27 protein-coding genes and 1 tRNA gene are annotated in these 20,297 nt (G+C 54.4%); 10 read left to right on the top strand and 18 right to left on the bottom strand.

Features of this window, described 5'->3' with window-relative positions; genetic code table 11:
* Nucleotides 1-529: 529 nt before the first annotated feature.
* From DW937_RS02420 to DW937_RS02355, 15 genes are read right to left on the bottom strand one after another with little or no spacing between them, the layout of a single operon-like run.
* Nucleotides 530-1,033 (bottom strand): hypothetical protein, encoded by a 504-nt coding sequence (locus tag DW937_RS02420; RefSeq protein ID WP_120120021.1) that lies wholly within the window; start codon nt 1,031-1,033, stop codon nt 530-532.
* On the bottom strand, nt 1,026-1,640 hold the full coding sequence (locus DW937_RS02415; RefSeq protein WP_120120020.1) for a hypothetical protein: 615 nt from the start codon (nt 1,638-1,640) through the stop codon (nt 1,026-1,028). The genes DW937_RS02420 and DW937_RS02415 overlap by 8 nt, the downstream gene beginning before the upstream one ends.
* Nucleotides 1,624-2,445 (bottom strand): hypothetical protein, encoded by an 822-nt coding sequence (locus tag DW937_RS02410; RefSeq protein ID WP_120120019.1) that lies wholly within the window; start codon nt 2,443-2,445, stop codon nt 1,624-1,626. Before DW937_RS02410 ends, DW937_RS02415 begins: the two co-directional genes overlap by 17 nt.
* Before the next feature lie 57 nt (nt 2,446-2,502).
* On the bottom strand, nt 2,503-3,033 hold the full coding sequence (locus DW937_RS02405) for a single-stranded DNA-binding protein (protein WP_120120018.1): 531 nt from the start codon (nt 3,031-3,033) through the stop codon (nt 2,503-2,505).
* Nucleotides 3,030-3,884, bottom strand: a complete 855-nt coding sequence (bet, locus tag DW937_RS02400) for a phage recombination protein Bet (protein ID WP_120120017.1) — start codon at nt 3,882-3,884, stop codon at nt 3,030-3,032. The genes DW937_RS02405 and bet overlap by 4 nt, the downstream gene beginning before the upstream one ends.
* 18 nt (nt 3,885-3,902) lie before the next feature.
* Nucleotides 3,903-4,832, bottom strand: coding sequence for a DUF1351 domain-containing protein (locus DW937_RS02395; protein ID WP_165852861.1), 930 nt, complete (start codon nt 4,830-4,832; stop codon nt 3,903-3,905).
* A complete protein-coding gene (locus DW937_RS15385) occupies nt 4,822-4,944 on the bottom strand; it encodes a hypothetical protein (protein ID WP_279221244.1) in 123 nt (40 codons plus the stop codon). Before DW937_RS15385 ends, DW937_RS02395 begins: the two co-directional genes overlap by 11 nt.
* Entirely contained in the window at nt 4,928-6,586 is a 1,659-nt protein-coding gene (locus DW937_RS02390; RefSeq protein ID WP_120120015.1) for a hypothetical protein, read from the bottom strand. The genes DW937_RS15385 and DW937_RS02390 overlap by 17 nt, the downstream gene beginning before the upstream one ends.
* Nucleotides 6,583-6,879: a hypothetical protein gene (locus DW937_RS02385; RefSeq protein ID WP_120120014.1), complete on the bottom strand. Its 297-nt coding sequence runs from the start codon at nt 6,877-6,879 to the stop codon at nt 6,583-6,585. The genes DW937_RS02390 and DW937_RS02385 overlap by 4 nt, the downstream gene beginning before the upstream one ends.
* Before the next feature lie 54 nt (nt 6,880-6,933).
* Nucleotides 6,934-7,356, bottom strand: a complete 423-nt coding sequence (locus DW937_RS02380; RefSeq protein ID WP_097777827.1) for a hypothetical protein — start codon at nt 7,354-7,356, stop codon at nt 6,934-6,936.
* An 8-nt stretch (nt 7,357-7,364) separates the two neighbouring features.
* Complete coding sequence (locus tag DW937_RS02375) at nt 7,365-7,628, bottom strand: hypothetical protein (RefSeq protein WP_120120013.1); 264 nt, start codon at nt 7,626-7,628, stop codon at nt 7,365-7,367.
* Nucleotides 7,625-7,840, bottom strand: coding sequence for a hypothetical protein (locus tag DW937_RS02370; protein ID WP_120120012.1), 216 nt, complete (start codon nt 7,838-7,840; stop codon nt 7,625-7,627). The genes DW937_RS02375 and DW937_RS02370 overlap by 4 nt, the downstream gene beginning before the upstream one ends.
* Nucleotides 7,837-8,094, bottom strand: coding sequence for a hypothetical protein (locus DW937_RS02365; protein WP_120120011.1), 258 nt, complete (start codon nt 8,092-8,094; stop codon nt 7,837-7,839). The genes DW937_RS02370 and DW937_RS02365 overlap by 4 nt, the downstream gene beginning before the upstream one ends.
* Nucleotides 8,091-8,354, bottom strand: a complete 264-nt coding sequence (locus DW937_RS02360) for a DUF739 family protein (protein WP_120120010.1) — start codon at nt 8,352-8,354, stop codon at nt 8,091-8,093. The genes DW937_RS02365 and DW937_RS02360 overlap by 4 nt, the downstream gene beginning before the upstream one ends.
* Nucleotide 8,355: 1 nt before the next feature.
* Entirely contained in the window at nt 8,356-9,030 is a 675-nt protein-coding gene (locus DW937_RS02355) for a Bro-N domain-containing protein (RefSeq protein ID WP_120120009.1), read from the bottom strand.
* Between the two features lie 71 nt (nt 9,031-9,101).
* On the opposite strand from DW937_RS02355, the gene DW937_RS02350 reads away from it, so the two are divergent.
* Nucleotides 9,102-9,455, top strand: a complete 354-nt coding sequence (locus tag DW937_RS02350; RefSeq protein WP_120120008.1) for a hypothetical protein — start codon at nt 9,102-9,104, stop codon at nt 9,453-9,455.
* Between the two features lie 125 nt (nt 9,456-9,580).
* On the top strand, nt 9,581-10,249 hold the full coding sequence (locus DW937_RS15130) for a DUF4145 domain-containing protein (protein ID WP_243111402.1): 669 nt from the start codon (nt 9,581-9,583) through the stop codon (nt 10,247-10,249).
* On the opposite strand, the gene DW937_RS15015 is transcribed toward DW937_RS15130, so the two are convergent.
* Entirely contained in the window at nt 10,241-10,585 is a 345-nt protein-coding gene (locus DW937_RS15015) for a hypothetical protein (RefSeq protein ID WP_207666626.1), read from the bottom strand. The two genes, DW937_RS15130 and DW937_RS15015, sit on opposite strands and share 9 nt — an antisense overlap.
* A 38-nt stretch (nt 10,586-10,623) precedes the next feature.
* A complete protein-coding gene (locus DW937_RS02335) occupies nt 10,624-10,821 on the bottom strand; it encodes a helix-turn-helix transcriptional regulator (RefSeq protein WP_227622660.1) in 198 nt (65 codons plus the stop codon).
* Between the two features lie 158 nt (nt 10,822-10,979).
* Here DW937_RS02335 and DW937_RS02330 point away from each other — a divergent pair, with 158 nt between their 5' ends.
* From DW937_RS02330 to DW937_RS02310, 5 genes are all read left to right on the top strand, one after another.
* Nucleotides 10,980-11,615, top strand: coding sequence for a S24 family peptidase (locus DW937_RS02330; RefSeq protein WP_120120007.1), 636 nt, complete (start codon nt 10,980-10,982; stop codon nt 11,613-11,615).
* 50 nt (nt 11,616-11,665) lie between these two features.
* Complete coding sequence (locus DW937_RS02325) at nt 11,666-12,469, top strand: hypothetical protein (protein ID WP_120120006.1); 804 nt, start codon at nt 11,666-11,668, stop codon at nt 12,467-12,469.
* Nucleotides 12,470-12,541: 72 nt separating this feature from the next.
* Nucleotides 12,542-12,808, top strand: a complete 267-nt coding sequence (locus DW937_RS02320; RefSeq protein WP_120120005.1) for a DUF4177 domain-containing protein — start codon at nt 12,542-12,544, stop codon at nt 12,806-12,808.
* Between the two features lie 67 nt (nt 12,809-12,875).
* Nucleotides 12,876-13,871: a virulence RhuM family protein gene (locus tag DW937_RS02315; RefSeq protein WP_120120185.1), complete on the top strand. Its 996-nt coding sequence runs from the start codon at nt 12,876-12,878 to the stop codon at nt 13,869-13,871.
* 203 nt (nt 13,872-14,074) lie between these two features.
* Nucleotides 14,075-15,211, top strand: coding sequence for a tyrosine-type recombinase/integrase (locus tag DW937_RS02310; protein WP_120120004.1), 1,137 nt, complete (start codon nt 14,075-14,077; stop codon nt 15,209-15,211).
* 284 nt (nt 15,212-15,495) lie between these two features.
* On the opposite strand, the gene DW937_RS02305 is transcribed toward DW937_RS02310, so the two are convergent.
* Nucleotides 15,496-15,579, bottom strand: a tRNA-Leu gene (locus DW937_RS02305).
* A 310-nt stretch (nt 15,580-15,889) separates the two neighbouring features.
* On the opposite strand from DW937_RS02305, the gene DW937_RS02300 reads away from it, so the two are divergent.
* The 3 genes from DW937_RS02300 (at nt 15,890) to DW937_RS02290 (ending at nt 20,252) form a co-directional block, all read left to right on the top strand.
* Entirely contained in the window at nt 15,890-17,344 is a 1,455-nt protein-coding gene (locus tag DW937_RS02300; protein WP_120120003.1) for a lipopolysaccharide biosynthesis protein, read from the top strand.
* A gap of 215 nt (nt 17,345-17,559) precedes the next feature.
* On the top strand, nt 17,560-18,660 hold the full coding sequence (uxuA, locus tag DW937_RS02295; RefSeq protein WP_120120002.1) for a mannonate dehydratase: 1,101 nt from the start codon (nt 17,560-17,562) through the stop codon (nt 18,658-18,660).
* 5 nt (nt 18,661-18,665) lie between these two features.
* Nucleotides 18,666-20,252, top strand: coding sequence for a mannitol dehydrogenase family protein (locus DW937_RS02290; RefSeq protein WP_120120001.1), 1,587 nt, complete (start codon nt 18,666-18,668; stop codon nt 20,250-20,252).
* The last annotated feature ends 45 nt before the right edge of the window (nt 20,253-20,297 follow it).

Raw genomic sequence — 20,297 nt, 5'->3', positions numbered from 1 at the left:
TCTGCCAATTGAGCTACCAGAGTAAAACGCCGCCCTTGGAATCGAACCAGCCGTGTCTACACACACGCGCCGCGCTCCAAACTGCGCTCAGGCGGCCATATAAAAACAGCTCCGGTTCGCCGCCGGGGCTGTTGGTTGGCGCACATCCTGTCAGGAAAGCTACACCTTGGCAAGGATTCTAAGGCCTTTTCTTGGCACGGGAGGTTGCACGTGCGGCCTTGCGGGTTGTCTAGTCCATGCGCCATACGGTGCGATACGGCGGGATCGAACCGCCTCCTGTCTCTCATGAGCGGCAGGCTGCCTTTGTTTCAGTGTATCGCATAGAAGCAGCCCGCGAAACGTGAAGAGAGAAAAACGCCTGCAAAGCCAAAAGGAGAAAATTATCATGGAGGTTCGTTTCGGAGACTGCGTATATCGGTTGGCCTTTCCGGCTCTGCCGATGGTACCACGATAACACAGATGCCGATAACAAGTAAATGCCAGAGCGTGTAAAAACAATACTCTCTGACATTGTGCAAAATGTACAGGTTCAACTAAGATTCAGTTCATTCGTGAGTTCTGCCAGTTGCGCCAGACCTTCAGAAATGGCCCTTGAGACCTGAGACGGATTGGAATAACCGACTTCAGGCGCGATCTCGGCATGTCGCTTGCCTTCCACAAAAGACAGAATCAGACACCGACTGCGTTTGATCGATACCGGATCAGCATGAAGCAGGTAGGCAACATCAATGGCATCTTTCTGCATCTCAGCATACTGGCATTTCAGTTCGGCCAGTTTTGCTTCCGCGTCCATGGCTGCATCGCTGTTGGTGCCAACTTTGTCACTGGTGCCGGAGTGGCCCGGCGCACCGGAGTTGCTGGAGGTAGTCGTGGTGGCGGCGCTGCGCAGGCTTTCGATGTGTTCCTGCTGCTGCCGGATCAGCGCCCGCATCCGAGGCAGGCGTTCAAACCATGACCTGATTTCCTGCACACTGCAGGGCTCGCCCGGCTTTAGGATATCGCTTTCAGGGGTCCATGTTCTGATATCAGACATTCCCAGCATTCCCTCCTTCCAATTTTTTCAGCAGCCCATTCACGTCATACCGCCAGTGAACCCGCAGCAGGTGCTGCTCCACCTCAATGCCGTTGAGGGCGGCCCACTGCCACGGGATACTTTTGCGGGTCTGGGTTTGCATGTACTCCAGCACAGCGCTGGCGGGCACGGCAAAGGTGCGGTTCACCTTGCCGCGGTAGTTTATCACCACATGGGCCGTCTGGCCCTTGTAGGAAGCCGCAGCGACCATGTCGGTGATATGTTTTAGCTTATGATATTTCTGTTTGTCCCGGTCAAAGCTGCCAAAGATCTTCGTCAGCGGGATGCTGGGTGTTTCGATGGTCTTGAGTTCAAAATAGTGGTGCATGGGGTAACGGTAGACATCGAAGTCACAGATGTTGTCCACAGAGAAGCTCAAGTTTTCGTTGCCGCCGTAGTAGGTAGCGGCGCTGTCCTTCAGCCGATAGCACCAGGCATCCGGCGGCATGGACTTCTTCCAGTCCGCTTCAAACTGTTTTCCGGTATTCAAACGGTTCTCCTTTCTGCGCAGCTGACAGAGGGCGGCACCCGCCGTCGGGTCCGGGTAGTGTTCAGGGTTCCGATACATCGGATGCGTCCTCCTTTGCTGCTTCTTTTTTTATCAGCGGCCTGCGCCGCGTGGCATTCTTCAGCCAGTCATTCCCGCTGGGTCCGGTTCGGTCTACACGTTTATTCCGTCCGGCACCGATCGGATTCGTCAGGCGGTATTCCTCGGCGGACCTGCACCCTTGCGATTCAGCTTCTGCCAGCGCCTTGCGGACATAGGCCCAGCTGTGCCCGCCCAGATCAGAACACTTCAGGATCACGGCAGATACCAGTTCTGAACCCAGCCGTTCCGCGTAGGCCATCAGCTCAGCTTTACTGGTGGCACTCAGCTTACAGATACAGGATTCAAATTCATCCACTGCGGGATGGTTCGTCGTCCTCGTCCCGGCAGTCTCGCGCGCACGCGCAGACGACGATTGTTTTAATGGTTTCTTTGTTATATTTGTTAAGTTGTTGTCGGCAGCCTGTCGGTTGCCTGTCGCCTGACTGTCACTTTGCCTGTCAGCACCAACGAGTAAATTATAATTATTGATTGAAACAACGCTGTATTTTGGCCCGGTTCTGACTGTCACATAGCCTGTCGCCTGCAAGTGCTCCAAAGCAGTCCGAACATTCCGAATTGACAAATTCAGCTGTTTTGCCAGCTGAGATTGGCTTGTAACCAGTTCTCCGGGGTGGATGGTGATGCCCTGCCACTGCTTTTCCTGCCAGTTGGCCGTGAGCAGCAGATGAAAGAACAGGCGGGCAGTGTTGGGTTCTGTGTACCACTCCCAGTCGATCAGACCGCGGGGAAATGCTACGAAGCCGCGTGTTGTGTCGATGCCCACAGCCCGACCTCCTTTCGTGTGAAATGCCCGTATAGCCGGATAGCACAGCTTGCAAAATCAGAAGGGGAGATCTCCTGCGTCTTCGTTGATGGGGTCATACTCGGTAGATGGAGCCGGTTCTGGCGCGGAAGCGATGTGCGGTGCGTAGTCTGCAAGGCTTTCGCCGGGGTACATCTGCGCACCCTGCAGATCTGCCGGGTTTGCTGCCGGTTCTGCAGGTTCCGGCGGAGGGCCGGGCTGTGCCATCAGGTCGATCATCTGCTGCAGCCAGCGGAATGTCACCAGCCCGCCGGGCTGAACATCATCCGCGTCCACGTCGTAATAGACCTTGCCGTTATACTCCCGCTCTTTCAGATTCTGGGCAAAAACGGTGACCTGATCGCCTTTCTGCAGCATCCCATCCCACTGGTCGATGCCGTGCCAGAGGTTCACGCCTACAAAAAAGCTCTGCCATTTTCCGGTCTCGTCCTGTGTGCGGCTGGCTTTCAGGTCAAACTTCAGCACCCGCTTCTGCCCGGCATCCCGGAGCACCGGGTCTTTGGCAATTTCGCCGTGCAGCATGATGCCGTTCTTGGTCTGGACGATCATGCATCATCACCGCCAAACGGATCATCGGCGTTTTCCTCTGCAGAGGGTGCATCCGGGGCAGGGATCAGGGTGCCTGCCGTCTTGCGATGGCGGTGGGAACCTGTGTAAGGATCCAGCACCGGCAGTTCTTCAGGCGGCACCTCACGAGCGGTGCTTTCGGCATCCACACGCACCTCACTCTCATCGTACAGAGCGCCAAAGGTAGACGGGAACGCTTCACGAAGGGCGTGCACCAGCGCTACCTTGCGGATCATGGTGGCCTTTTTGCCGTTCCAGAGGGATTTGCCGGTGTCATACTCGCTGAGCTTGACTTCCTCATAGCTGGCGCGGGTGCGGTCCTTGCGGTAGACCTTTGCCCAGCCGCCGAGAAGGGTCTCGCCGGCGTTCCCATCATAGACGATGGAACCCTCACGGTTCAGCAGTTGGCCATCTGCGGTCAGGACGATCACACCCGCCTCGAAGCCGTCAAAGTTGGGGTTACGCTCGGCCATCTGCATGTAGCAGTTCTTGCCCAGCACGATGGTGCTGGCGGCGCTCTCGTTTTTATTGTCGTAGTGGATCAGATAGGCTTCCTTGGTGAAGGGGTTCAGGTGATACTGTTTGCAGGTTTCCAGAAAGATCTTGCACTCGGTGTCGGTGGCTTTGTCGCAAATAAAACGCCGTACTTCGTCAAAACTGACGACGAGGTGCTGGCCATCGGCAGCAGTGATCTCCACCGGAACGGACGGGGATGCGGCCTGCATAGCAGTGCTGCCTGCACGGTTGGCGTTCTGGACGGAACGGTTTGCCAGAGCCTGTGCATTGGAAACGGACGAAGTAGGCGCGGGTGCGCCGGAACGAGTAAGTGCCATAAGTAAATACCTCCAAAATTATTTGATAGAACCATAGCGGAAACCGCGCTCTGCGGCTCCCTGCTTGAACCATGCGATATCCTCGCGGGTGAACTCTACCCAGAAACGATACTGCTTGCGGGCAGGGAGTTCCGGCTGTGCAGGTGCTGCAAAGCGCTGCAGCACTTCACAGTCCAGCCGTCCGGAAGCGGTGATAAAGGCGTTGCGTTGGGCGCTCTGTTCAGCTTCCGCCTTGAGCTGACGCTCTTCCTCGGTGGGAGGGATGATCACCGGTGCGGCTGCGCGGGCACGTTCTGCGGCCTGCCTTTCTGCTTCTGCGCGGCGCAACTTTTCCCGGTTGTCCTGCAGGCGCAGGTGTTCGGCAAGCGCGGCGTTCAGATCCAGCACACGAAGATATCCCAGCTTGCAGGCTTCAGCATCTTCGCCGCAGGTGTCCTGAATGATTTTCAACTCTTTCCGCCGTGTTTCAACATCCCGGCGCAGCTCCCGGCTGGCCTTTGCCAGATCATAGGTCTTGTTCAGCCACTGGGACACAAGCAGGCGGTCAAAGGGGATAAGCTCCCGCAGTTCTCCGATGCAGTCGGCATAGACAGCCCGCAGGGCGTCGGCCTTGTCCTGCCGTTCGGCTTCCTCCACAGCCTTGACCTGCTGGTCAATGGCATCGGAGACAGCCTTGCACTGACCCTGCATCTGCTTGGCACTCTGCAAGAACTCTTCCAACGGCTTCATGTAAAAAGCCTTGGCGCTGCGGGCGGCATCGCTGAGCTGCTTGTCCAGCTTGTTCACGGCGGCGCGGTCAGCCTTGGCATCCTTGATGGTGTCCGGGGTGTAGACGCGGCCGGTGTAGGCGGCCAGCATCTCGGTCAGATTCTGCTGCACCTCGGTCTCGTTCCACCGGATCGCGGGCAGTTCCGGGTGCTCCACCCGGACGGTCAATTCATTCGTCATTTTCGGGATCCTCCTGTTCTGCTTCCTGTTCGCGTGGCAAAAAGTAATAGTTGTCGGGCGGCTCAAGCGGCGGGCCGTAGCCGTCCAGCGCAAGATCATACATCGGGTTCATCAGCTGCACCTCCGTCATAATCTGCGGGCTGACGGCAGAGCAGGGAAGCTTCTTCCATGATGCTGTTCAGTGCGCCGCACAGGGTCTGAAAGGTGCTCTCCAGATCTTCACCGGTCAGGCGGGAATAGCTGCCTTTGCAGGTGTCCCATGCCGAACGGAACAGGCTGGCGCAATAGTTAGCGGTCTCAAAATCGGCCTGTGTATTGTCATTGGCGCGGGCTTGGAGTGTGGCCAGCTGTTTGCGCAGGGCAGTGTTATCCTTGGCAAGTTCAGAATTCCGGGCATCTGCAAGGCCCCAGGCCTTTTCTGCTGCCAGACGGTCCAGTTCTTCCTCATCCCACTGGTGAGCCAGAGCTTTGGCCCGCCGGTCTACCTCTTCCTCATCCACCACAGCGGCGATGGGCTGCTTTTTCAGGGCCGCATTTTCTTCCTGCAGCTTGTCGGCCCGGAGCTTTGCCGCTTCGGCCACCTGCCGGGAGCCGGAAAGCTGGCCCTCGGCGTTCTTGGCCCGGGCTTCGGCCTTGCTCTGCATCTTCCATGCTTCTTCTTCCCGGGCTTCGGCGGTGTCGGCGCGCTGTCGCAGCTGGGCGTTCTGCTCTTTCAGGCCGCTGATGTCGGCAAGAGCGGATTCATAGCGGCTTTCTGCTTCTTCCCGCTTTTCTGCGTCTTTATGTGTCTGGGCTTCGGCGCTTTTCACCAGCTCCTTGAAATAGGCATTTTCCTTGCGGGCGTTCTGAGCGGACTTTTCGGCAGCATCGGCGCGCTCTTTTTCGGCCTTGAGCTGGGCCATAAGCTCCTGATACTCTTTATAAGTAGTGATGTCACCGGTAAAAACGGCTTGCTTGACCACCTCCGGGGTGCTGGGCTTGGCCGCAGCATACAGCAGTTTCAGGGGCTGCACGTCCAGAATGGACTTGCCTTCAATCTGGATGTTGCCGAACTGTTCGGCAACTCTCACCATGTTGTCACCGGTGTCCCGGCTGATACCGACAGCGGTGCACCACTTGCCCCAGCTGCCCTGATAGTGGTTTGCGGTCAGATCGTGGGCGTGCTTTGCGGCCATAATGCGGGCCATGTTGCCGGTGATGAAGGTCTGCGCATCCTGCAAAAGCAGGGCGTTTGTCTGGTCGTCTGCACCAAAGTCAAAGGTGGGTGCGGCGGGATTACTCAAAGAGCTGCCGGAGGTGGCGGATAGTGCAGCATTCTTTCCGGTTGCATTGCCCGGAGCATCGGAGCCGCTGGCAGCATCTGCCGTCTCCGTCGTAGGGCTTGACCCCTCCGGCGCTGCCGGGGATGCCGCAGTTTGGCTTTCCGCAGCAGTGGCAGCATCCGAACACTGCGCGGATGGGGTAGGGCGTTCTTCCACCGGTTCGATGGGCGCGTTCTTGCAGGGCTTGGCATTTTCCAACGCGTCCAGCATTGCGCAGTCGATTTCGTACTCATCCAACGGGGCGAACTCCGCGCCGTTGGTCAGGAACGCCTGTGGGGTCAGATTCTTGTCTGCCGCTCTGGCCAGCTCAAATCTATTCGTCATGATACGGCTTTCTTTCCAAATGCTGCCGTTCCAGTGCCAGAACCGGCCGCGGTAACAGGCATAAACCGTCTTGTTGGAAAGCTTGGAACTGATGGTGTAGTCCGTCATGCCCGCACCTCCGTGTCCTTGAGCCTGTCCAGCATCTCGGCCTGCACATCCTTGCTCATGGGCTGGATGTTGTTGCCCTTCCAGCCGTAGCAGAGGATGGGCCCGTAGATATGCTGGCCGCGATAGATACGGTTCAGGTCTCTGCCCATGATGCCGTACACCAGCACTGCCGGGGTGCGTGGCAGGACTTTCTGCTCACAGGGGCACCGCAGCAGTGCTTCGATGCCCTGCAGCGTGTCCGGCAGGGTGGTGACTACCGGTTCTTTGCCCGGTTCGATCAAAATTCCTTTCATTGTAAAACCTCCGATTTTGTGATATCATCGGGGTGATGAAGTCGTTCAAATTCATCATCCCTTGCAGCTCGTCGGTGTTGGCGCACCGGCGGGCTTTTTTCGTATAGTGCGTACCGGCGGCAGGCTGTCCACCTCGCTGCGGTCGATACGTTCCCGCGCAAATGTGTACTTGTAAGTTCGATGGCTGCCGCTGAGCCCATGGCTGACGGCAGACGCAAAGCTGTTCGCGCTCTTGTAGCCCAGCCGCCGGGCACACATCTCGGACGTTCCGGATGCCAGTAGATCGCCGGTCTTTGCGTCCCAGACGGTGTACCACATGACGCGGGCAGGTTTTTCATTATGCGCCCTGTAATCCCTGCAATATTGGTTGTGGCGCTCTCTGCGGCAGGAAGCGCAAAAGCGCAGGTTGCCAGCAACATTTTCCATCACCTTGCCGCAGTCCAAACAAACGCGGGTAAAGTGCTTTCCTTTATTCATGGGTGGTGTCAGCCCGCCTTCCTTCCGCTCTTCACGGTGTTGCGGGGCTGCTGGTGAACCTTGCGGCGCTCCTGCTGCTCCCGGTCATGGGCGGCAAAGCCCAGCCGGGCAAAAAACACCGCCAGCAGGATCAGCACCATGGCCGTGATGAAGTCGGCATCCGAAACAGTGCCGCCGGTCTGGAAGCTGCCCTCCAGCCCCATGCCGTACAGCAGGCCCACGGCCCCGCTGGCCACGGCCAGCCAATACCACACGCCGGATTTAATCTTCATTGGTGGGTTTCCTCCATTCTGTCCATAAGATCGGCGGCAGCTGTCATGATGTTGATGATTGTCTCTGCTGGGTCTTTGCTGTCCATACAGATTCCCGCGACCAATGCGGTGCAAAGAGCCGCTTGTTCCATCTGTGTGCCGCAGGCGTAAATTTGGGGGTTGCCATCCGATCCCAGCTGGATTTTCAACTGAGCGTTCGGGTTGATTTTCATGCTTCCGCCTCCTGATAGTCGATTTCAGGGCCGCAGTTGTCCAATGCCCATCCAACGACCGGGTGCCATTCGCCATCTGCAAAAATCTGCAGGCCGGTGTGGTTTTCGTCCTTGACCTGCCCGCCCAGCTGATAGCAGCCGGATGCCCGGCTTCCATCCCAGCGGAACCACTTGTTCCAGAACGTCGGTGCCACGTACGCGCATCCGTTGGGCGCGTCGGCCCGCTCGGATGCAAGGGTGTAAGGTTTGCTCATGCGGATTCTCCTTTCTCAACAGTAGGGAAGAACAGCTCCCCGATTTCATCCTGCGGGATATCAAGCGTCTTGCAAATTTCTGCGATCTCAGTGCTTGTCCAAGGCTGCTTCCCGTTCATCCGCTTGCTCATTGTGTCAGTTCCGATGCCGATTGCATTTGCAATCTCCTGATCCCGGAACCCGCGACTGTGGAACCGGCCCCGCAGCTTCCAGTACGGAATCTGCCGGAAGGTGCCGCGAATGGTTGATGTGTTCAACATTTTATTCCTCCTTCTTGGCGGGCAATGTGCCGATGACGGCGTTCATGATCTCGTCGAAGCCGGGCAGGCCAAAGGCCACGATGCTCAGCTGGTCGATGCGGCTGTCCAGATTGGACTGCGCTTTGGCCACAAGGCATTCCGCCTGCCGCAGGCTGTCGCAGATCTTGCCGTAATCGGTTTTGGCCTGCATATACCGGGCTTTGTAGTTGTCGCGGTGCTTGATGAAGTCGTTGCGCAGATTGATGACGTCGGCCAGCTCTGCTTTTGCGCTGCCTACTGCCTGAATGGCGGCGTTCAGCCGGGTGTTGGTGGCTTCCAACTGCTCAATGTGCTGCTGTGCCTGAAAGCTCTCGTAAGCGCCTATTTTGCGGATGGCGGGCAGCACCTCGCTGGTCACCCAGCGCTTGAAAGCCTTTGCCTTGGGCATCTTGCTGCTCAGGATCAGGCTGTACAGGCCGCTTTCGTTGATAATGAGCATCTCCTGCTCACCGGAGGGGGTGACTGTTTTGGTCACCCCTTTGTCCTCGGCATCAACATGGTCGCGGATAGCACGCTGGGGATTCTTGTACCCCAGCGCCACGGCAACGTCCTTGCCGACGAGCCACGGTGTGCCGTCGATCTCGACGGTGCGCACCTGCCCGAACTCGGGATTAGTGAATGTGGTCAAGTCGTTCATGGTGAAGATGTACCTCCTTGTGGGTGGCTCCCTTCTGCGGTAGAATAGAGGTGCGAAAGGGAGGTGTAAAAATGGAACGAAAAGAACAGTGTGAGCGGATTGTACTGACAAAAAAGGAAAAAGAGTTGCTAAAACAGATTCAAAAAAATCCAGATATGAAGTGTAATCAAGATGATGTATGGCAGCTTTATCTTTATGGGCTGATAAGACCAATGGAAACCGAAAAAGGTCTTAATATGCATCACTTCCATATCGCGGATTTTTATGACACATATAGAGATTACCGGCGTGAAAAAAGAAAAAATCAGTTTTTTGAATCGCTCTGGCTTCCTATCGCTGTCAGTGTTGTTACCAACCTAGCAATAAACGGATTACAATGGTTGTGGCCGCTGCTAGTGCAATGGTGTGCCAGTTCTCATCAATAAAGCGTTTCAGCGCCCAGCGTTCCGGTTCCAGCGGTTCGCCGGGCTTTTTATTGTTGTTCATGTGGTTCACCTCCTTGTGTGCACCTCGCTCCTGCGGTATACTGGGGCGGAAGGGAGATGCTGAAATGCCTGAAACAAAATTTAGATGTCCGTATTGCGGGGTTGAATTCATCGAGAAAAGCGATAATACAAAACTCCGAACGATTGATTTCGGCCGAGATGCGGACGAATTAGCGGTAACTGGCTACATATGGCTTAATCATGGAATCCAAGCCCGCTACCACTGCTGCCCGGCGTGTGAAGGATATTCCGTTCAAATCACCGGATTCGACAATGCTTTCTCGTTGACGTATCCTCCGTATACGGGAATAGTTCTGCCGGATTATATCCCGGAACCCATCAAAACAGACTATCTAGAAGCTTGTGCTATTCTGGATGCTAGTCCAAGGGCGGCTGCTACGTTGGCTCGCCGCTGTTTGCAGGGTATGATTCGGGACTATTGGAGAGTTAAAGCGGGAAACCTTGCGAGCGAGATCGATTTAATCAAAGATAAAATTTCAGTCGACGAGTATCGCGTCCTCAACGGTATTCGCCGCTTAGGAAATATTGGCGCTCACATGGAGAAAGATGTAAATCTGATCGTTGATATCGACCCCGGCGAGGCTCAGAAGCTCGTTAAGGTTCTGGAATTGCTTCTCAAAGATTGGTACATTGCCCGGCATGACCGCAACGAACTGTATCAAGAAATTTTTGAGATAGATCAGGATAAGCAGGAACAGCGTCGTTCATCTTGAACAATCATCACTCTTGGTAAAATCCTGAATCTCGTAGCATCCGAAATGGCCAATCTGCAAAGATACGTTGATGCAATTGTTTGACAGGTGATGTTCTATGACTTTTACGTCGTTGCGCTTTACCAGTTCTTTCAAAAGCTGTCCGGTCGAAAGGTCGCTTAGATTCTGCTCCATTTCGAGAGAGCCTGGTTTCGCCAACAGCTTTCCGTCCAGAGTCCAGTACTGGTGAACTTCATAGACCGGATTCGCATCCGTACCATCGCCCGCCAGAGAAACGGTCTCAATGACCTGCATCACTCTGGCGGATTTTGTTTCCTGCAAATTAGGCTTTTTCATCTTCTTCACCCTCCTTGAAATGTAACCTGTCAAGTTACTTAATGGCCAAAAAATACGGCCTGCGGATTGTCGATACTCAAAAGTTCCACAATCTTTGAGGCTTCATCTGTACCAAAAACACGTTTCTTGAGCTTGCGTGTTAAGGTCTGCTCAGAAATTCCAAGTTCCTGAGCCAACATTTTTTGAGTGTAGCCTGCTTTGACCATGTACGACTTGAGCAAATTGACGTTTACCACACTTTTCACCTCCAAACGGCCCCTGTGTAACTTATGAGGTCACAAGTATAATAGCATCATATTTGTAACCTGTCAAGTTATTTTTGATAATTGAATTAAAAATATTGTAAACTGGTGGTTTATCTGCTATACTATAGACATCAAAGGAGGTGCTCACGGTGACTGTAGGCGATCGCATTCGACAGGTACGTCAAGAGCAAGATGTAACCCAACAGGAGCTTGCCGATTACATCGGCGTATCAAAGCAGGCTGTATATAAGTATGAAAATAATATTGTAACCAATATACCGACAGACAAGGTTGACGCTATTGCCAAACGGCTGAAAGTATCCCCCGCCTACCTGATGGGCTGGGAAGAACAGCCGGAGCCCAAGAAGCCCACCATCCCCCCGGGCTTTGAGCCGATGCCAAAGATGAAGAAGATCCCGCTGATCGGAGCCATTGCCTGCGGGGAACCCATCACGGCAGAGCAGAACATTGAAAAAATGGTGGATGTGCCGGAGAACATCCGGTGCGATTTTTCCCTGACCTGCCACGGTGACAGCATGGTGGATGCCGGCATTCACGATAAAGACGTGGTGTATATCCGCATCCAGCCGGAGGTGGAGAACGGCGAGATCGCAGCGGTGCGCATTGATGGTGAAGCCACCCTCAAGCGGGTATATTACAACCCAGGCACGCTGACCCTGATGCCTGCAAACCCGGCCTATGCGCCAATGGTCTACACCGGCCCCCAGCTGGAAGAGGTGCACATTGAGGGCAAGGCTGTAGGCTGGACGCACTGGGTGGGGTAATTTTGGATTATCGGAGTCATTCCAGTCTATATAGCGAAGGAGTGTTATGTATGAAGAAAACTATGAAAAAGACCGCTGCAGCGCTGTGCATTGCCGCAACGCTTGTATCTGTGGCAGCGCCGGCAATGGCTGTTAGCCCGGCAGAGTATACAAGCACAGCCGTTCTGGAACAGTGCAACACAGCAACAGTGGCCGCGGTAGAGAACCTTATCAGTCAGATTGGAACAGTAACAACTGCCCGCCGCCCGGCAATTGTGGCTGCCGTGAATGCCTATAATGAATTGGACGATGCAAGCAAGGCACAGGTCAGTAACTTTGCGGTGTTGGCAGAAGCCCAGCAGGTACTGGGACTGAAAGACGCTCTTGCAAAGCTGAAAATCAGTTATGATAAGGTCGAGGACGCAAGAAGCTATGTGTCACCCACGGAAGACCGACTGAGCAATCAAGGCAAAAGCTATATACTGCCCTTCTTTGCAAATGGCAGCACCAATGATCCGTCAATGTTTTTCATGGTTCTGTGTAGCGGCAACAAATATGTGTACTTGGACACGATTACGATTCGCGCGGGCGAGTATAAATATACCTACACGATTGATTGGACGGATGTGGATCGTGGCTATGATGGAAAGCAGTATTGGGAACTGACCTCCTTTGTAGGCGATGATGAAGATATCCAGTGGTTTAAGAATATTTTGAGCGCTGATGAAATCATTATCCGATACAGCGGCGATGGTGGCAGCATCGACCACACAGTCACCCCCGAAGAGCGTCAGGCAATTACGGATGTCTTGAACGCATATGATCTGTTCAAGGCAGCAAGCCCGACTGTGCGCGCAAAGGCTTTGAATAACTGATGTGAACTAAACAAAAACGTCCCCGGTGCGCCAACGCCGGGAAAATCAACAAGAATACAGGAGGACAAAATCATGGGCTTTATGGATACTTTACAGAAAGAATCTTCTTACTCTACTGCATCCGGCAATTCGTACCAGTACGTGGTCCTTCAAGTCACACTGAAGGAAAAGTTCATCGGCACCGGCTCTGGAAACCTGACTGAGCTGGAGAATGTCATTAACCAGCAGGCCGCCAAAGGCTACCGGCTGCATACCATCACCACGGCCAACGGCGGCAGCAAGGGTCTGATGGGCGGCGACCGCATTCAGGCAACAATGGTGTTTGAAAAGGTGAACTGATATAAGGACGAAAGAAAACGCCCGCCGGGCGTGCCGGTGGGCGAGAAGGGAGATAAAAGGGGTGGAAATGGAAAACAACTTTCAATTTTTGATATATCGTTCTGCGGAAGAAGATGTTTCCATCAATGCCGTTGTGAAGGACGAAAGTATCTGGCTGACGCAGAAGGGCATGGCAAAGCTGTTTGGTGTGCAACCTGCTGCAATCAATAAGCACCTCGCAAACATTTATGAGGAAGGCGAGTTGCAGACCGAAGCAACTATTTCCAAAATGGAAACGGTTGAACAGGAAGGCTTCAGAATGGTCAGCAGAGAACGTATGTTCTACAACCTCGATGCCATCATTTCGGTTGGCTACCGGGTCAACTCCCGCCGGGCTACGCAGTTTCGTATCTGGGCTACCGGCATCCTCAAAGAGTACATGAGCAAGGGCTTTGTTCTGGACGACGAACGCCTGAAGCAGGGCAAAGATGCGTTTGGCAAGGACTACTTCCGTGAATTGCTGGAGCGCGTCCGCTCCATCCGTGCCAGCGAGCGCCGGATCTGGCAGCAGGTGACGGATATTTTTGCAGAATGCAGCATCGACTATGACCGCAATTCACCGGTGACCAAGGACTTCTATGCCATGGTGCAGAACAAGTTCCACTACGCTATCACCGGCCAGACGGCGGCAGAGATCGTGTATAATAAGGCCGACCATACCAAAGACCACATGGGGCTGACCACATGGAAGAACGCCCCCGAAGGCCGTGTGCTCAAATCGGACGTGTCGGTGGCAAAAAACTACCTGTCCGAAAAACAGATCCGCCAGTTGGAGCGTACCGTATCGGGCTATTTTGACTATATCGAGGACTTGATCGAACGGGAAAATACCTTCACCATGGAACAGTTTGCCGCCAGCATCAACGAGTTTCTGTCCTTCCGGCGGTATGACATCCTGCCAGACAAGGGCAAGATATCTGCCAGGCAGGCCAGAGAAAAGGCAGAAGCTGAGTATGACCTGTTCAATCCTACGCAGAAGATCGTGTCGGACTTTGATAGGGCAGTGAAGGATCTGAAGGAGTAAAGCAATGTGCAAATTTTGCACATTGCTTCCAGCCGTTGCAAAATCTGCAACAGCTCAATAAAAACAAAAACGCCCCCGGTGCTACCAACACCGAGAGCGTTTGCAGAGTGGCTTGCCCCAGAGGGTACAATCCAACATGAACACTTGTATTGTACCACCTCCAGGCAGGCTTGTCAAAGTGTACCTTTTTGGAGGTGGAAACAATGAAAAAGAGAACGAACACGGCATTTTGGGTGGAAAAGGAAAAACGCTGGTGCATCGCAGTGCAGAAGAACGGCACCCGCAAGCGCTTTTACAGCAGTACGCCGGGCCGAACAGGACAACGGGAAGCAAACGCAAAAGCGGATGCATGGCTTGATGATAGTATCAGAGACGGAAAAAAGAAGGTCAGCGCCCTTTATTCAGAGTGGGTGGAAGAGCTGAAGCTCACCTGCGGCACATCCTATGTTGAGCAGTGCAAAAAATACGGAGATTACTATATTCTGCCTGTCTGTGGGGACATCCGCATTGACGAGCTGACCGAAGGCGATCTGCAAAAGGCCATCAATCTGTCTTTCAAAAAGCGATGCCTTAAAAAGGAGCGTCAGCGTAGGTCAAGCGACAAGCCTTTGAGCCGCAAGACCATTATGACGATCCGCTCAACGGAGATCAGCTTTTTGAAATGGTGCCGCCGGAACAGGTACAGTACGATGTTCCCTGAGCTGTCTATCCCGAAGAATGCCCGCATGGGGAAGAAAAAGATTTTACAGCCGACCGCTTTGAAAGTTCTGTTTGATGTGGACACCCGCCTTTACTATGGCAAGCTGGTCTTTGACGAGTATATCTATGCCTACCGGTTTGCAGTTGCTACAGGTGTACGCCCGGGTGAACTTGTGGGGCTCTGGTATGGTGACATCAAAGGGAACACGGTCAATCTGCGCCGCAGCATCAACCGGTTGGATGAGGAAACCACCGGCAAGAACGAAAACGCCATTCGCTCATTTGACATGGGCGAGGAAGCCCATGAGGCCTACGAAGCGCAGGTGGCCTTGCTGAAGGCTTCCGATATCCCGCTGAACTATACCACCCCTTTGTTCCAGATCCCGAACCAGAGAGCTTTATTCAAGCGCTGGAAGAAGTACCAGCGTGACAATGGCATTGAGCCTCAGGTCACGCTGTATGAGATGCGGCACACTTTCGTCAGCATTGAATCCGGCGTATTGACCGACAGCCAGCTGAAGATGCTGGTCGGTCACAGCAAGAACATGGACACTGCCGGAGTGTATCGGCACGAGCTTGACGGTCAGAGGGAAGATCTTGCTGCCGCTACCACCGCGGCATTCAGGAAGGCTCAAGGGTGATTCTGGTAACAGTTTTGGTAACACTCTTTTTTGTAAACGTAGCAAAATACATGGGCTACAAACCAACCCCACTACCTTTTTAGCAAGTGCTTAGACGCGTTGCAGATATGTTTTTGACATCACTCAATCATTTTTTGTTGTTCGACCCCCACTACCCGCATAAGAGAAAAAGCGCGATGAGTTCTCAGAATTCATCGCGCTTTCTTTTATATAATAAATAGTGTTGTTCGAGGTCTGCTCCCTCGCCCAAAAAGAAAAACCAGTACACAATGTGTACTGGTTTTTGGTGCGAGGGAGGGGACTCGAACCCCCAAGGATAAACCACACGCACCTCAAACGTGCGCGTCTGCCAGTTCCGCCACCCTCGCATACCGTATTGTTTTCGCAGCCCTGAAATCTCTGAGGTGAAAGACCGTGATGCGGACTGCTTGAATATATTACCACGTTCCCGGCAGATAGTCAAGCGCTTTTTCTCTTTTTAAATGAAATTTTCGGGCCGTCATTCCTTAAGAATATGTTGGTTGAAATGCATGGATGGGTGTGATACTATATAACTAACTATCTCTGCTCAGTTGTTTTGGCAGCAGGGAAGAAGATGATAAGGATACGGCGGAAATGCATTTCTGCGCAGGGTGCAGACCGACCGGTTTTTTGAAAGGAATTTGAGTGGACGCAGGAATGAACGAGAAAAAAGAAAATGTTATTGTAAACGGTTTTTTCTGGCGCTTTGCAGAGCGGTGCGGTGTGCAGCTGATCTCAGCGGTGGTGTCCATCCTTCTGGCGCGCATCCTTACACCCGATGATTATGGCAAGGTGGCACTGGTGACGGTGTTCAACAATATCATGTATGTCCTGCTGGACTGCGGCATTGGCACCGCGCTGGTGCAGAAGAAGGAAGTGGACGAGCTGGATTACTCGTCGGCGTTCTTTTTCAGCATTGTAATCAGCTTTGTGCTGTATGGGGGAATGTTCGTGGCGGCACCGTATCTGGCTGCTTTCTACAATGACCCCAGCATGACCCCGATCTTTCGCGGCATCAGCCTGACAGTGGCGGTCTGCGGCATCAAAACGATCCAGCAGGCGCATGTGACCCGGAACATGAAGTTCCAGTATTTTTTCTATTCCGCCTTTGCGGGCGCGATCGTGTCCACAATCCTGGGCCTGGGCCTTGCCTATATGGGCTTTGGAGTCTGGGCGCTGGTGGTGCAGCAGGTATCCAATATCACGGTGGACACGCTGGTGCTGTGGAAGCTGTCCTCCTGGCGGCCTAAGATGGAGTTTTCGTGGCAGCACCTGAAAGGGCTGCTCTCTTATGGCTGGAAGCTGCTGGCCTCGTCGCTGAGCAGCGTCATCTACAACAACCTGCGCAGCCTGATCATCGGCAAGGTGTACACCTCGGCGGATCTGGCGTATTACAATCAGGGCGATAACCTGACTTATAATATCGCGTCAAGCGTGGATACTTCCATTGAGAGCGTTTTGTTCCCGGTCATGTCCTCACTGCAGGATGACCGTGCGCAGGTCAAGAACATGACCCGCCGCTCCATCAAGACCTGTACCTATATTATTGCGCCGGTGATGATGAGCACTGCGTTCTGTGCCGAACCGCTGGTGCGCCTGATCCTCACCGAGAAGTGGCTGCCCTGCGTGCTGTTCCTCAGGGTGTTCTGCCTGAGCTATATATGCTGGCCGATCATCACGGCAAACCTGAATGCAGCCAAGGCCGTGGGCCGCAGCGATCTTTACCTGAAGCGTCAGCTTATGAACGAAGCGGTGTGCATCCTTCTTCTGCTGGCAACATTCCGTATCAGCGTCGAGGCCATTGCATATGGTGTGCTGATCACGAATGTCGTGACCCAGATCCTGGATGCACAGCCCAGCAAAAAGCTGATCGGCTATGGCTATCTGGAACAGATGCGTGATATCCTGCCGACCCTGCTGCTGGCAGCGGGCGCGGGCCTGTGCATGTATCTGGTCATTTTCCTGCACCTGCCGGATCTGCTGACGGTGATCATTCAGGTGGTGGTTGGTCTGGGCATTTATCTGACAGGCTCTGCCATTCTGGAATTGGACACCTTTGAATATTTCAAGGATGTGATGGCTCCGTCCATCCGGCAGAAGCTGAAACGCTGAAACCGGCATTTTGAATCGCGTAAAAATCCGTCGGGCGGGTGATGTCCGACGGATTTTTGTTCTTTTTGTCTAAAGTATACAAGAACAAATATAAAAAACCGGCAAAGCGACCATTGAAAAAACGCAACTGATATACTAGAATATAAGTACAAGAGCGCGGCACACGGCTGCGCGGAAAATGCAAAGCAGAAAATATAAAACAGGAGGATTTTCCTATGCCTATGAAAATGGGTTGGCGCTGGTATGGCGAGGGCAACGATCCCATCAGCCTGAGCGACATCAAGCAGATCCCCGGCGTGACCAGCATCGTCTGGGCGCTGCACGATAAGATGCCCGGCGAGATCTGGGAGATCGACGAGATCCAGAAGGTAGCCGATCAGATCCACGCCTACGGCTTCGACATGGACGTGGTCGAGTCGGTCAATGTCCACGATGACATCAAGATCGGCCTGCCCACCCGCGACAAGTACATCGAGAACTACAAGCAGTGCATCCGCAATCTGTCCAAGTTCGGTGTCAAGGTCATCTGCTACAACTTCATGCCGGTGTTCGACTGGACCCGTACCGATCTGTTCCACCCCGTGGGCGACGGCTCCACTGCACTGTTCTATGAGAAGGACAAGGTCAAGGGCGATTACAAGGCTATGGCTGAGTACATCATGTCCTTCACTGAGAAGTATAACATGACCTTCCCCGGCTGGGAGCCGGAGCGCATGGCAAAGCTGGACGAGCTGTTCAAGGCTTACGCCCCTGTCACGAAGGAAAAGCTGTGGGAAAACCTGAAGTACTTCCTGGAAGCACTGATGCCCACCTGCCATGAGTGCGGCATCAAAATGGCCATCCATCAGGATGATCCCCCTTGGGATATCTTCGGCCTGCCCCGTCTGCTGGTGGATGCTGAGAGCATCGACCGCTTCCTGAGCATGGTGGATGATCCGTACAACTGCCTGACCCTGTGCACCGGCAGCCTGAACGCAAACCCCAACAACAACTGTGCCGAGATCGTGCGCAAGCACTGCGACCGCATTGCCTTTGGTCACATCCGCAACATCCACCACTTCCCCAACGGCGACTTCTCCGAGGCTGCTCACCGCGACTGCTGCGGCGAGACCGGCATCATCGAGGTGCTGCGTGCTTACCATGACTGCGGCTTTGAGGGCTACATCCGTCCCGACCACGGCCGTCAGCTGTGGGAGGAAGGCCCCGGCAGCTGCCGCCCCGGTTACGGCAAGTATGACCGTGCTCTGGGCGTTCAGTACATGCTGGGTGTCTGGGATCTGCTGGATCGTCTGGATGAAGAGAAAAAGAAGGGCTGATAAATATGAAGCTGTCTGAGATCAAAAACGGCAATCTGTCCGCCGAGTGGGCAGAGAAGGGCTATGAGCTGCCCAAATTCGATATCGAGGCTGTCAAGGCCAAGACCCACGCCGAACCCACCTGGGTGCACTTCGGCGCAGGCAATATCTTCCGTGCATTCCCGGCTGCCATCCTGAACGATGCGCTGAACACCGGCAAGTATGACCGCGGTGTCATCGTGGCCGAGAGCTTTGACTACGAGATCATCGACAAGGCTTATCGTCCCTACGACAATATGAGCCTGCTGGTCTGCCTGAAGTCCACCGGCGAGATCGAGAAGAAGGTGGTGGCTTCCGTTACCGAGAGCCTGAAGGCTGACTACTCCTTCGGCGAGGACTGGGCACGTCTGGTGGAGATCTTCCAGAACCCCAGCCTGCAGATGATCTCCTTCACCATCACTGAGAAGGGCTACGGCGTTGCTCCTGCTGATCTGGAGCGCGGCCTGACCCCCGTGCTGGCCATGGGCAAGGTCACTGCTTTGCTGTACGAGCGCTTCAAGGCCGGCAAGCTGCCCCTGACCGTCCAGAGCATGGATAACTGCTCCCACAACGGCGATAAGGTCAAGAACGCTGTCCACGCCTATGCTGCCAAGTGGGTGGAGCAGGGTCTGGTGCCCGCCGAGTTCCTGGCCTATGTGCAGGACGAGACCAAGATCACCTTCCCCTGGAGCATGATCGACAAGATCACCCCGCGCCCGGATGCCAAGGTCCAGCAGATGCTGGCCGACGACGGCTTTGAGGATAACTACACCATCGTCACCGAGAAGCACACCTTTACCGCTCCCTTCGTCAACGCCGAAGAGACCCAGTACCTGTGCATCGAGAATCACTACACCAATGGCCGTCCTCCGCTGGAGCTGGGCGGTGTGCTGTACTGCGACCGCGAGACCGTGGACAAGATCGAGAAGATGAAGGTCTGCACCTGCCTGAACCCGCTGCACACTGCAATGTCCATCTATGGCTGCATGCTGGGCTACACCCTCATCTCCGCCGAGATGGCCGATGAAGACCTGCGTGCCTTCATCCAGAAGATCGGCTACATCGAGGCAATGCCTGTGGTCGTCGATCCCGGCGTGCTGAACCCCTACGAGTTCATCGGCGCTGTCATCAACCGCCGCCTGCCCAACCCCTTCATGCCCGATGCTCCCCAGCGTATCGCTACCGATACCTCCCAGAAGCTGGCCATCCGCTTTGGTGAGACCATCAAGGCCTACGAGGCACGCGGTCTGGACAAGAGCAACCTGATCCTGATCCCGCTGGTGCTGGCAGGCTACGCCCGCTACCTGAAGGGCATCGATGACAACGGTCAGGCTTTTGAGCCTTCCACCGATCCGCTGCTGGCTGAGCTGCAGGCCATTGTGGCTCCGCTGGAGGTCAAGGAAGGCGAGCAGGACTTCAGCTGCCTGAAGAAGCTGTACAGCCGTGTTGACGTGTTCGGCGTGGATCTGTATGCCGTTGGTCTGGGCGAGAAGATCGAGGCAATGGCCAAGGAGCTGTTTGCAGGCCCCGGCGCTGTGCGCAAGACCCTGCACAAGTATACGCTGGCCCGTTGATCTGCTGACACGATAATTTAAGATATCTTCGCACCCGCGCTGCGC

The sequence above is a fragment of the Faecalibacterium sp. AM43-5AT genome, from assembly GCF_003603345.1.
In the GTDB taxonomy this organism is placed as follows: domain Bacteria; phylum Bacillota; class Clostridia; order Oscillospirales; family Ruminococcaceae; genus Faecalibacterium; species Faecalibacterium taiwanense.
The sequence above is the reverse complement of the archived record's forward strand: the minus strand, read 5'-3'. Positions and strand labels throughout refer to the sequence as shown.